The sequence below is a fragment of the Desulfurella amilsii genome (assembly GCF_002119425.1).
GTDB lineage: Bacteria > Campylobacterota_A > Desulfurellia > Desulfurellales > Desulfurellaceae > Desulfurella > Desulfurella amilsii.
In genome coordinates, this window is sequence record NZ_MDSU01000018.1 from 1020509 (window position 1) to 1032472 (window position 11964).

Here is an 11964-nt window from a genome sequence, read left to right on the forward strand (position 1 = left end):
TCCTACAGGTATTTTAAGGCTTTTTTGCCAATATCTCGCCTAAAATGCATACCATCAAAATTAACCTTACCAACCGCTTCATAAGCCTTTTTTATAGCTTTCCTAAAATCTGCATCTAGTGCTACAATATTTAATACCCTGCCACCATTTGTAAAAATTTTACCATCTTTTTTGTATGTGCCAGCATGAAATACAAGCGCATCGCCTACATCATCTAAACCAAATATTGGCTTATCTTTCTCGCTGGATACGGGATATCCTTTACTTGCAAGCACAACGCTTACTGCAAATCGATTCTCAAATGCAATTTTGTAATCATTTAGGTTTGAGTTTGTGCATTTAATCATAATATCTAAAAGATCGCTCTTTAAAAGCGGCAACACCACCTGAGTTTCTGGGTCGCCAAAGCGGCAATTATACTCTAGCACATAAGGCTTTTTATCCACAACCATAAGGCCTGCGTATAAAACGCCCCTATAATCTATACCTTCGCTTTCTAGAGCATATATTGTTTGCTTTATAATCCTCTTGCAATCATCTTCAATTTCATTTACAATCGGGGCTTTTGCGTATGCACCCATACCGCCTGTATTTGGACCTAAATCACCATCAAAAACCCTCTTGTGATCCTGCGATGCTAGCATAGGAACAAAATTTTCCCCATCGCAAAAAACCATATACGATAGCTCTTCTCCCTCTAAAAATTCTTCTATAACAACCCTATTACCAGCTTGGCCAAATTTTTTATTGTTAAAGCAATCTTGCAGGTGCATTAAAGCTTCTTTTCCTTCATGGGCAATAACCACACCCTTTCCTGCAGCCAAACCATCTGCCTTTATAACCAATGGATATTTTGCATCCTTTATATACTCAAAAGCTTTATCAAAATTATCGAACACTTCATAAGCGGCTGTGGGTATTGCGTACTTTTTGCATAGATTTTTGCAAAAAGACTTGCTTGATTCCAGCATTGCAGCTTTTTTTGTAGGACCGAAGGCAGATATGCCAAAATCGTTTAAATAATCCACTATACCATTTGCCAAAGGCTCTTCTGGACCAACTACAACAAACTCAATGGAGTTTTGCTTACAAAATTCAACTATAGCCTCAAAATCTAAAGGTGAAATATCTACGTTTGTAGCAAGTTTTAATGTGCCAGCATTGCCTTTTGCGCAGTAAATTTTTTCACACAAGGAACTTTGTGCAAGCTTGTATATGATTGCATGCTCTCTTGCACCGTTTCCAATAACCAGTACATTCATTTTGTCTCTCCTGCTAACCATTCATTTAAATTTTTCAAAAAATCTTCAGTTGCTTTACTTGCGCTAGATAACATAGATTCATTTGTTTTTTGCTTAATTTCAACCTTATAGTCAAATATTTTACTTGACAAAAGCTCATAGCTAGAGTTATAGAAAAAAGCCCTTGCTTTAAAATAGAAAAAATTATTGTCTTTGTTAAAATGCGGCTCAAAATCAAAAAGCAAAACTTTTAGTCTGTATTTAGCATACGGATCTAGCTTTATATAGACAATATTTTCTAAAATAAAATCTTTTAACATCGTAGGAGGTGAGTTTATCCATTTTGAGTAAGCAAAATAATCATATTTACCATTTGCTTCATACAAAATATAGTTGTTATGCAATTTATTGGATTCAACACCATCTAAATTGACACAGATACCAGGTTTATTAAATGTTAAATTCACCTTAGGCGATAAATAAGTATAACCGGTATTATTTTGATTTTTTACCTTAAGAGAACAAGAAACCAAGAAGAAACTTAATGCTAAAAACACAAATATTTTTCTCATTGCGTACTTCCTTTTTCTGTTGGTGCTGGCGTTTTTGGCTTTCCATAAAGTATATATGACGGATTTGATCTTAATTCGTTAATCAATGCATTCGTTGTTTTGGTGGTCTTATTAACCTCTTCTATTAATTTGTTTAGATTGTATAAACTTTCGTGTGTAAAGTAATTTACTTGATTTTTGTTTTCACTTATGAGCTGATTGAGATTCAAACTTATTTGAGCAAGATTTTTTGAGCTTTCCTGCAAGCTTTCTATAAGCTTATTTGTTGACAAAAAAGCATCTTTTGCGCTTTGGCCCGCTTGTTTTATAGAATCCATAGCTTCGTTTGTCTTATTTATGGTAGAGTTTAGATTGCTTAATTCAACGAATAGTTCTTTGCTTACTTTATCTGTGTTTTTTAAAATTGATGATATTTGCTGTCTGTTGTTTTCATTAAATACCTCACTCATACTTTTTATTAATGTATTTGCGCTATCTAATAAGCTTGGGAGAGCTTGCGAGATTTTTTGTAGCTCACTCATTTTAGATTTTATTATAGGGTACTCATGATGATCAACACTTTCAAGCGATGGCGCATTTTTTGTGCCTCCTGTTAAATCAATAGATGCAAGACCTGTTAGTCCTTGTACAGAAACACTAGCAATTGTGTCCGTTTTAATGGGTATATTGCTTTTTACTTTTATAAAAATCCTTACAATTTCTGGGTTATTTGGGTCAATATCAATTTTTTCAACACTACCTACATTTACGCCTTTATATTTAACAAGCGAGTTTTGCGAAAGACCATTAACCGAATACTTTGTTAGAATCAAGTAAGTTTTATAAGACTCGTTTGCTCTATAGCCAAAAAGCCAAAGCAGTATAATTACAATAGCGGCGCTTAAAACGATAACAAAAGCACCAACAAGTATGTAGTTAGGCTTTGTTTCCATCCAAAAACCTCTTGCCGCGCTCACCCATAAATAATTCTCTAACCCAGTTATTATCAACTGTGTGAATTTTATCTGGTGTATCGCAGAATATGATTGTTTTATTTGCAATAATTGCAACTCTATTTGCAATTAAAAGTGATGACAAATCATGCGTTATCATAATTACACTAATACCCAACAAATCAACAAGTTTTTTAATCGTTTTATCAAACTCGTCTGCACTAATGGGATCTAAACCACTTACTGGCTCATCCAAAAATAAAATCTTGGGATCCACTGCCAGTGCACGTGCAAGCGCTGCCTTTTTTTTCATACCGCCTGATAACTCACTGGGGTATAGCCAATACGCATTCTCATCTAAATCTGCCAATTTTATTTTCAACATAGCCATATTTTTTGCTGTTTCATCATCTATATTATAGCGTTTTTTTATCACATATACAATATTTTCGCCCACGCTTAAACTACTAAATAATGCAGCTGACTGGAACATTACGCCAATCTTATTTTTTATAGCTTGCTTTTGCTTAAAACTTAAATTTTTTGCATTTATGCCGTCTATTAAATAATCGCCTTGCTTTGGCTCTTTTAATAAGATTAATTCCTTTAAAAGCGTGGTTTTACCAGAACCAGAACCGCCAATTATAGCCAAAATTTCGCCTCTGTATATATCTAAATTTAAATTTTCATGTATTATGCGCTCACCATAGGCACTTTGTAGATTTCTAACTTGAATTATTAAATCTTTAACCATCTATAAATCACAGAAAATGCTGCATCAATAGCAATTATGCTAAAAATGCTCTTTACAACACTTGCCGTCACATGAAAACCTATGCTTTCTGTTTTTTGCTCTACCTTAAAGCCTTCACTTGTACCAATTAAAGCTATAACAATACCAAATACGGGCCCCTTAACAATCCCGGATAAAAAAGACTTGATTGTAACCACACGGCTTGCCCTTTCTAAAAACTCAGCAAAATTCACATTTAAAATAAGGTTTGAGATGATCATACCACCAAAAATTCCAACAATGTCAGCAAACACAATCAAGAGTGGCATTACTATAAAAAGTGAGAGTATGCGTGGCAAAACGAGCAATGTGTAAGGCGAAACACCCATTGTATCAAGCGTGTCAATTTCCTCTTGAACCTTCATCAAACCAATAGATGCTGCATAGCTGCTTGCGCTTCTGCCAGAAACTATTATTGCTACAATTAAAGGTCCTAATTCTCTTACAATTGAAATGCTAACCAGATCAACAATAAAAATATTCGCACCAAATTGCTTCAATTGAGCCGCAGATTGATACGCAATAACAAGACCTATTAAAAATGACAAAACACCCACAATACCTATGGCACCTACGCCCATATTTTGAATGTCTTTTGCAAATGCTCTAAATTCAAAATCAGAAATTTTTGATATGAAATCAACTGTCGACTTACCTAAAAAATTTAAAAAAAACACATAATCTTTAACTTTTCTTTCTAGGTAAATGCTGAAACGCAAAAGTAAGCTTTTCTTTTTTATAGAAGGGATTTGAGCCGTATTTTGCAAAACAAGCTTAACGACACTTTCTACCTTTTTATTATTGCCGCATAGTTTTGCTTTATCAAAACTATCGCATATAAGAAGGCCACCAAATGTGTCTATCTCATTAATAAGTGAGATATCAACACGCTCAAAACCAACTAAACCCAAAAGATTCTTTTTAATGAATGCTACATTTTCAACAACCCAACCTCCTTTTAAGAAAAGAGTTTTATCTTTTACTTCAAAAAATGCGTATTGCTGGTTCATTTATTTTGCACAATTTGGACACAAACCATAAAATATGATAGAATGGTAATTTACTTTATAACCTTTTTTGTTTAATTCTTCGTCTAACTCTTTATTATAGGCTATATCTAAATCCAACACAGCAGAGCAGTTTGTGCATTTAAAATGGTAGTGGGGCTCTGTTTTTGCATCATAGCGCAAAACATTTTTGTCACTTTTAATCTCTATAACTTTGCCTTCTTCTGCTAATATGCGCAAATTTCTATAAATTGTAGCAATGGAAATCTTTGGATATTTGGGTTTTATCGCGTAGTAAAGCTCTTCTGGTGTGGGATGATCGTACCTTGATTTTAACTCTTCGTAAACCATACTACGTTGTTTAGTGTTTTTTCTCATACAGCCTCCTTTTGTTTAAGGTCCTGGGATGTACAAATTCCCATAAGGCCTTTTGCTCTTTGGTGTAATTTTTACAAACTCATCTTTGGCAATTTTATCACAATCGTAACCAAAAATACTACAAAATTTTTTAACATTTGCTAAGATTTTCTCCATATCTTTATCATCTGGTTTACTTAAAATAACTTCATTAGAACAAAGTGTTTCGTCTACACCTTGTCTTACAAAAATTGCACCACCATGCATACCAGTGCCCAAATAATTGCCCGTTAAGCGTTTTTTATCCCTATTTAATCCAAGTAGTATTAATGTGCCACCCGCCATATACTCGCCCATAAAAGCGCCAGCACAACCACCTATAACCACTGTTGGGCTTATATCTTCTTTGTAAGCTTTCATATGTATGCATGCCCTATAGCCTACATTACCTTTTACAAAAATTGACCCCCCTCGCATACTATAGCCAAGCACATCGCCCGCATTGCCATGTATAATTATTTCGCCAGAACTCATTGTGTTACCTATGCCGTCTTGAGCATCCTCATTAACAACGATAGCAGGACCTTCCATAAACGCACCCAAATCATTGCCTGGTACACCATTAATCACTATTTCTACAGGCTTTGCTACTCCACAGCCAATATAGTATTGTCCGCAAACGCCATCAAGTATAATTTTCTTGCAACCCTCTGCAATAGCCTGTCTTACTAACTCGTTTAAAACAGCATATTTAAGATTATGTGCATCAATCCTCTTCATCTTCTACCCCATAATAAACATTATAAGCCTCATCGGTGAGTCTTGCAATAACAGGCTCGCCTGCATCCGGCGAATTAATATCTTTTATATCGCTACATACGTGCTTTATAGCCGCTTCTTCGCTTGAAAAATAATATGTATTATCTTTTTTGCCCACAACTAAAGGCCTCAATTTAATTCTATCGTTTAGCGCCATTATTCCACCTTTAAATGTCAATAAAATTGAAAATGGTCCATTAAGTAGGGCTCTTCCATAAATTATTCTTAATGCTTTGTATAGTTGTTTTTGTTCTTGTGGCATCTTTTCAATTTCTTCCCAAAGAGGTGCGCTGAATATTTTAGCCAGCAACTCTAACGGTATGTGGTGTTTTCTTACAATTAAATCTGCCAAATACACAATTGCTTCTGTATCAGTTTTTTGAGTGCACTTATACCCGTACATTTCTAAATAGCGTTTATTTGCACCATACGAAGAAATCTCACCGTTGTGAACCACTGTCCAATCAAGCAACCCAAATGGATGTGCGCCTCCCCACCAGCCCGGCGTATTTGTTGGAAAACGGTTATGAGCAGTCCAACAAAAAGCTTTGTAGCGCTCAATTCTAAAAAAGTTTGCAATCTCATCAGGATAGCCTATACCCTTAAATACACCCATATTTTTGCCACTTGAGATAACAAAGGCACCATTTATATTTTCGTTTATAAAAATTACAAGCTTATTGATAAATTCATCTGCGTCAGATTCGCTCATATATTCGCTTTCTGCCTTCGTACCTTGAGCCCTTGGTAATACAAAATACACAAAAAACATAGGCCTCTTTCTGTTTTTCATACCCCTTGTGGGTATACCAGAACGCTCTGCTACCGTAACTCTGCGTTCTAAAAAATCCTCAACAGCACGCTTGGCTAAATCATCGTCAATCATTAAATGTAAAGCATAATAGTTTTTAAATTCTGGGTATATACCGTATGCAGCATATCCTGAGCCCAAACCATTTCCCCTATCACGCATTATATCAATGGCAGAGACAACCCTACTACCATCTATAAGCTCGCCTTTTGTATTAAAGATACCAAAGATGCCACAACCTGATGCATCCTTTGAATCATTAGTAATAGCAAAACTTTGATTATTTTTTATTTCAACCATATATACCTACCCTTTTAATTTTCTATCAAGCCTTAACACTCTAAAGGCCTTATCAAAATATTTCCACCCAAAATCGCTATTTAAAAATGTATCCTTTATCCATGAAACATCAAAACCTTTTTCTATCATCCAATTAAACATACCAACTTTTTCAACATTATTTACAAGAATGACACCGATTAGCCTATTGTCTCTAATGATAAATTTTCTATACTCATTGTCTTTTTTGTATTCAAGCACCTCATCATTGTCGCTTTCTATTAAACCCATAGAAATAAAGCCAATATTTCCTATTTCAATGGAGTTCATAGCAAAACCGCCATTAAATTTAACTTCAGATCCACTTGCATTCAAGCCTGAAATAAAGCCTTCCTTGGCAGCAAGAGGCAATATAGGAATAGGCCGTCTAATATTTGCAACAATATCATACACACTTGCGACATCGCCTGCTGCATAGCAATCATCGCAGGCCTTTAGATAATCATCAACTACAATACCTCTGTCAACTTTGATATTTTCATCAACAAAAGGAATGTTTGGGAAAACGCCGACGCTTAACAAACATGCATCGCAAGGTATTTTTTTATTGCTTGCAAGTACAACTTCGCTAACTTTCTCATCGCCATTTAATTGCACAACAGAATCATTTAGAATTATTTCTACACCATTTTCTTTTAACTCTTCTTGAATGAGTCCTGCAGCATAATCATCAAGCGCTGGAAACAAAACCCTTTTTGCAAGCTCAACAAGCACTACTTTTTTACCAATTTTTGACAAATCGTAAGCCATTTTTGTGCCAATAAGGCCAGCTCCTACTATAACAATGGATCCGATATTGTCTAGATTTTCCTTTAACTTTCTTGCTCCTTTAATGTTTGTTAGTGTATGAATACCCTCAAGTTCTATGCCAACAATATTTTTTGGCAATATTGCGCTTGCACCGCTTGTGATAATAAGTTTGTCGTATGGTAAACTTTCTGAGTTTGAAATTGAAACTATTTTAGCTTTTGTGTCAATAGATTCAACCTTTTTGCCAAGCAGGGTTTTTATATTGTTTTTCTCAAAAAAATCATTTCTTCTGTAAAACATTCTCTCTTGCGAAAAGCTTACCTCACCAATTACCCAGTTTGGCAGCAATGGCCTTGAATAAGGCCTTGTTTGCTCATCTGATATAATTAAAATCTCACCTTGAGTATCATTTTGCCTAATAGCTGTTGCAGCATTAATACCTGCCACAGAATTTCCTATTATTACATACTTCATTTAAATCCTCACAACTCTTCAAAAGTTAAAGCTTCGTTAGGGCATGCCTCAACACACGCAGGAATACTTCTATCTGGACACATATCGCACTTAACAGACAAACCCCAATCTTTATTTTCACCTTGTTTGATTACACCGTATGGGCAAACCATCACGCACATCCAGCAACCCACGCATGTATCTTGATCTACAACGACATAACCCCTCTCATCCCTATGCATAGAACCATTCTGACAAGCAAAAATACATGGTGCGTCATCGCAGTGTCTGCACATAATGGAAGCCGAGTAGGGATAGTTAAATTCAGCAGTGCATCGAGATAAAACATTTTCTTTTTTAACAGCCTTAATTATATCTTTGGATACAGAGTGCTCAGTTTTGCAAGCTACTTCGCACAGATGGCAATATACGCAATTATCTTCGTTTATTTTAACAAGCTTCATTTTATTCTCCTGCATGCAGTATGCCTAAAATTTCCATTTCTTTTTCGTTTAAATCGAAACCTCTTAGGGCAAGTCTGTTGCCCTTTAGTGATTCTATGGAATTAATACCCATAGCCCCTAAGGTTTCTTTTATCTCCAAACCCCAAACATTTACCAGATTCACAAGTCTTTGAGCCGCAATGTTGGGGTTTTGGCGCTTTGATAAAAATGGATCTTGTGTTGCTATGCCCCATGCGCACCTGCCTGTATGACATTGCTGACACATTGTACAGCCTATAGCAATAAGCGTTGCGGTGCCAATGTATACTGCATCTGCCCCCAATGCAATAGCTTTTACAACATCCATTGAGTTTCTTATACCACCTGAAGCTATAAGAGAAATTTTGCCCCTTAAGCCTTCCTGCCTTAATCTATCATCAACGCTTGCAAGGCCAAGCTCTATGGGAAGGCCTACATTGTCTCTAATAACTTGAGGCGAAGCACCTGTGCCACCTTTGAAGCCATCAAGCACAATTACATCAGCTCCCGCTTGAGCAACTCCGCTTGCAATGGCGGCAATATTATGAACACAAGCAATTTTAACAAAAATAGGTTTCTTGTACTCTGTTGCTTCTTTTAAGGCAAATATGAGCTCTCTTAAATCTTCAATAGAATATATATCATGATGCGGTGCGGGGCTTAGAGCATCTGTGCCTTTTGGTATCATTCGTGTTTGAGCAATTGATGCTGTAACCTTCTCGCCAGGCAAATGTCCGCCAATGCCGGGCTTTGCACCCTGGCCAATTTTTATTTCAATGGCGCTTGCTACATCTAAATACTCCTTGTGCACACCAAAACGACCGCTTGCCACTTGAACTATAATATTACCTTTGAATTTATAATGGTCTTTATGGAGACCACCTTCGCCAGAATTAAAATATGTGCCAAGCTCAAGAGCTGCTCTTCCTATAGCCTCTATTACATTGTAATTTAAAGCACCATAGCTCATTGCAGCAAACATTATGGGTAGTTCAATCTCCAGCTGAGGAGATAACGCTGTCTTTAGCTTACCGTTTTCTATTTCTAAATGATCAACCTTTTTACCTAAAAAGGTCTTTAATTCCATTGGCTCTCTTAGCGGGTCAATGGATGGGTTTGTGACTTGAGAAGCATTAATAAGCATGTGATCCCAATAGACAATGTAGGGCTTATCAGCACCCATAGACACAACTGGTGCACCACCAAAAGCGGCTCTTTTTTTAACGCCAACCACATTCCACTTGCCCCAACTTTCGTTTATACGATATGGGCTTGTGCGATTTTCTATAGTTATGGCTTCTGTTGGACAAAATGCAGCGCATCTATTACAACCCACACATTTTGCATCCCAGTTCCATATTTTATCTTCTTCTTCATCATAAAATGTTGCATCAAATGAACATTGCTCAACACAAGCTTTACACTTAATACACCTATCTGGATCTCTTATAACATGAAAATCTGGCGGGGTATAGGTTTTGACATCTTTCATCCACTTCACTTTTTACCTCTTTTAACAAAATATATTTTAAGGATAAATACATACAACAAAAAGTGATTATTGTCAATAGTAGTTATTATATTTTAAACAATAATTGCACATAGGCAATTTATAAATAATAATTTATTAACAAATATACAATATATATTTTAAAGTTTCACACTACTTTACAACAAATTTAATATTTGTAAGTCAAATTTTTGGCTTATACAAAAACCAACTTAGAGTTTTTTAATTAATACAACTATACGTCTATTTACAGAATCCTGTGGTAGTGTACCAGGCATGGATCTTGTATCACCATAGCCTACAATGCTACTAAAGCGCTCGGATACTATACCTTGGCTTTCTAAAATTTTTCTAGCTTTATTTGCCCTTCCAATAGACAAATCCCAGTTAGATGGTCCAGAAATTGTAGGAGTGTAATTTGCATAGCCTTCTATAACAAGTTTATTTGGCAGTGGCCTGATGTTGGAGGCTATGATTTTTAATATATCTATTGTGTATGGTTCGGGTTTGGTGGAGCCATTTGCAAACATTGGTTTATCGTTTTTATCAAACAGAATAATGTTTAAACCTTCTTCGTTAATTGAAAATTTTATCTGTGCGCCATATGGGGCTATTTCTTTGTTTGATTTTATCGCCTCTTGGATTTTACCCAAAATTGATGTCATTTGATTTTGCATTTCATAGGGGTTTGAATATTTTGCGGCTCGCGTTGCTTGATTGTTTATTGCAATGGGCTTATTTTCCGATGGGGTCTGGCTCACTACAAGCTGTTTTGAGCCTATATCAAACACCCCTTTTGATGAGTTTAGACCACTACCCTGCGACACACTTACAGATTGCATAGGGTGCGTAAAGTAGTACTCAATAATTTTTCTTTGCTGTTCGTTTGTAGCTGCAACAAGCCACATAACAAGGAAAAAAGCCATCATAGAAGTCATAAAATCACCATAGGCTATCTCCCATACGCTTGATTCTGGTTGTTTTAGTTTTTTGCATCTTTTCTTGCGTACTAAGTTGGTGTTATCTGCCATTAGCGCCTCTCTTTGGCAAGTTTCTCAACCTCGTCAAATTCGGTGCGGTAAGTTGGTGCCACAGTTTGTCTCACAGACTCCATAGCAATAATAGGTGCATCACCTTTGGCTATCGAAATAATACCAACTTTAAGTGATTTCAGATACCCTATGAAATCTTCGTTTTTCAATTCCTGGACAGTGGCCATTGGACCAATCACAACATAACAAAGCAACAAACCCAAAAATGTGCCAGTAAGCGCTCCTGCTACATGCTGACCTACCTCTAAAATAGAACCGCCCAAAGCTCCCATAGCCAAGATAACACCCATAACAGCAGCAACAATACCCATGCCTGGCATACTTTCTGCAATCTTAGCAACCATCTTTGGAGCTAAAGACATTTCTTTTTCTACAACTTCAATATTTGAATCAAGCATTTCGTCAAGCTTTTCTATCTCAATGCCCGTCACAATATTTCTTATAGCATCAATTACAAACTCTCTTGCTTCTTTATTTTTAAGCAAAAATGTATTGGACTGCATGACAGGGCTTTCTTCAGGTTTATCAACAATAGCCTCAAGCGATAAAATGCCATCCCTTCTTACTTTAACGGATAAATGATAAATAAACAATAGTAATTCTAAGTATACTTTTTTACTTAATTGATTTGACTTTGCAAATCCAGCAATAACCTTTATGGCATCCTTCATTATAGAAGGTGTGGTAGAAGCCACAAGTATACCCGCAGCGCCCCCAAATAAAACGATATACTCCGATATCTGTATCAAGACAAGCGGCTTTCCGCCACCCAAAATAAACCCTGTTAGAATGGCAGCAATGGTAAGGACCACGCCTATTATATTCATCTATACCTCACACTAATAC

13 protein-coding genes are annotated in these 11964 nt (G+C 36.1%); all 13 read right to left on the bottom strand.

The window, feature by feature from the left end; translation table 11 throughout:
* Positions 1-2: 2 nt before the first annotated feature.
* The 13 genes from purD to DESAMIL20_RS08885 all read right to left on the bottom strand — a co-directional run bounded on the left by purD (position 3) and on the right by DESAMIL20_RS08885 (position 11945).
* Complete coding sequence (purD, locus tag DESAMIL20_RS08825) at positions 3-1262, bottom strand: phosphoribosylamine--glycine ligase (RefSeq protein ID WP_086034489.1); 1260 nt, start codon at positions 1260-1262, stop codon at positions 3-5.
* Positions 1259-1813 (bottom strand): hypothetical protein, encoded by a 555-nt coding sequence (locus DESAMIL20_RS08830; RefSeq protein WP_086034490.1) that lies wholly within the window; start codon positions 1811-1813, stop codon positions 1259-1261. Before DESAMIL20_RS08830 ends, purD begins: the two co-directional genes overlap by 4 nt.
* On the bottom strand, positions 1810-2745 hold the full coding sequence (locus DESAMIL20_RS08835; protein WP_086034491.1) for an MlaD family protein: 936 nt from the start codon (positions 2743-2745) through the stop codon (positions 1810-1812). Before DESAMIL20_RS08835 ends, DESAMIL20_RS08830 begins: the two co-directional genes overlap by 4 nt.
* A complete protein-coding gene (locus tag DESAMIL20_RS08840; RefSeq protein WP_086034492.1) occupies positions 2729-3499 on the bottom strand; it encodes an ABC transporter ATP-binding protein in 771 nt (256 codons plus the stop codon). Before DESAMIL20_RS08840 ends, DESAMIL20_RS08835 begins: the two co-directional genes overlap by 17 nt.
* Positions 3484-4548 carry an MlaE family ABC transporter permease gene (locus tag DESAMIL20_RS08845; RefSeq protein ID WP_086034493.1) on the bottom strand — a complete coding sequence of 355 codons (1065 nt, stop codon included), beginning with the start codon at positions 4546-4548 and terminating at the stop codon, positions 3484-3486. Before DESAMIL20_RS08845 ends, DESAMIL20_RS08840 begins: the two co-directional genes overlap by 16 nt.
* A complete protein-coding gene (locus DESAMIL20_RS08850) occupies positions 4549-4923 on the bottom strand; it encodes a Fur family transcriptional regulator (protein ID WP_086034494.1) in 375 nt (124 codons plus the stop codon). It abuts the gene before it with no gap.
* 15 nt (positions 4924-4938) lie between these two features.
* Positions 4939-5682, bottom strand: a complete 744-nt coding sequence (locus tag DESAMIL20_RS08855; RefSeq protein WP_086034495.1) for a GltB/FmdC/FwdC-like GXGXG domain-containing protein — start codon at positions 5680-5682, stop codon at positions 4939-4941.
* Positions 5669-6832: a class II glutamine amidotransferase gene (locus tag DESAMIL20_RS08860; protein ID WP_086034496.1), complete on the bottom strand. Its 1164-nt coding sequence runs from the start codon at positions 6830-6832 to the stop codon at positions 5669-5671. Before DESAMIL20_RS08860 ends, DESAMIL20_RS08855 begins: the two co-directional genes overlap by 14 nt.
* 6 nt (positions 6833-6838) lie before the next feature.
* Complete coding sequence (locus DESAMIL20_RS08865; protein ID WP_086034497.1) at positions 6839-8095, bottom strand: NAD(P)/FAD-dependent oxidoreductase; 1257 nt, start codon at positions 8093-8095, stop codon at positions 6839-6841.
* Positions 8096-8103: 8 nt separating this feature from the next.
* On the bottom strand, positions 8104-8538 hold the full coding sequence (locus DESAMIL20_RS08870; RefSeq protein ID WP_086034498.1) for a 4Fe-4S dicluster domain-containing protein: 435 nt from the start codon (positions 8536-8538) through the stop codon (positions 8104-8106).
* Position 8539: 1 nt separating this feature from the next.
* Positions 8540-10048, bottom strand: coding sequence for a glutamate synthase-related protein (locus tag DESAMIL20_RS08875; protein WP_086034499.1), 1509 nt, complete (start codon positions 10046-10048; stop codon positions 8540-8542).
* 230 nt (positions 10049-10278) lie between these two features.
* On the bottom strand, positions 10279-11097 hold the full coding sequence (locus DESAMIL20_RS08880; protein WP_086034500.1) for a flagellar motor protein MotB: 819 nt from the start codon (positions 11095-11097) through the stop codon (positions 10279-10281).
* The gene (locus tag DESAMIL20_RS08885) at positions 11097-11945 is read right to left on the bottom strand and encodes a motility-associated protein (RefSeq protein ID WP_086034501.1); all 849 of its coding nucleotides are present in this window, start codon (positions 11943-11945) and stop codon (positions 11097-11099) included. Before DESAMIL20_RS08885 ends, DESAMIL20_RS08880 begins: the two co-directional genes overlap by 1 nt.
* Positions 11946-11964 lie beyond the last annotated feature (19 nt).

Excerpts from the sequence above, each read along its gene's own strand:
- DESAMIL20_RS08870 (WP_086034498.1), bottom strand. The coding sequence starts at position 8,538 with ATGAAGCTTGTTAAAATAAACGAAGATAATTGCGTATATTGCCATCTG.
- DESAMIL20_RS08850 (WP_086034494.1), bottom strand. The coding sequence starts at position 4,923 with ATGAGAAAAAACACTAAACAACGTAGTATGGTTTACGAAGAGTTAAAA.
- purD (WP_086034489.1), bottom strand. The coding sequence starts at position 1,262 with ATGAATGTACTGGTTATTGGAAACGGTGCAAGAGAGCATGCAATCATA.
- DESAMIL20_RS08830 (WP_086034490.1), bottom strand. The coding sequence starts at position 1,813 with ATGAGAAAAATATTTGTGTTTTTAGCATTAAGTTTCTTCTTGGTTTCT.
- DESAMIL20_RS08860 (WP_086034496.1), bottom strand. The coding sequence starts at position 6,832 with ATGGTTGAAATAAAAAATAATCAAAGTTTTGCTATTACTAATGATTCA.
- DESAMIL20_RS08835 (WP_086034491.1), bottom strand. The coding sequence starts at position 2,745 with ATGGAAACAAAGCCTAACTACATACTTGTTGGTGCTTTTGTTATCGTT.
- DESAMIL20_RS08875 (WP_086034499.1), bottom strand. The coding sequence starts at position 10,048 with ATGAAAGATGTCAAAACCTATACCCCGCCAGATTTTCATGTTATAAGA.
- DESAMIL20_RS08845 (WP_086034493.1), bottom strand. The coding sequence starts at position 4,548 with ATGAACCAGCAATACGCATTTTTTGAAGTAAAAGATAAAACTCTTTTC.
- DESAMIL20_RS08840 (WP_086034492.1), bottom strand. The coding sequence starts at position 3,499 with ATGGTTAAAGATTTAATAATTCAAGTTAGAAATCTACAAAGTGCCTAT.
- DESAMIL20_RS08865 (WP_086034497.1), bottom strand. The coding sequence starts at position 8,095 with ATGAAGTATGTAATAATAGGAAATTCTGTGGCAGGTATTAATGCTGCA.
- DESAMIL20_RS08885 (WP_086034501.1), bottom strand. The coding sequence starts at position 11,945 with ATGAATATAATAGGCGTGGTCCTTACCATTGCTGCCATTCTAACAGGG.
- DESAMIL20_RS08880 (WP_086034500.1), bottom strand. The coding sequence starts at position 11,097 with ATGGCAGATAACACCAACTTAGTACGCAAGAAAAGATGCAAAAAACTA.
- DESAMIL20_RS08855 (WP_086034495.1), bottom strand. The coding sequence starts at position 5,682 with ATGAAGAGGATTGATGCACATAATCTTAAATATGCTGTTTTAAACGAG.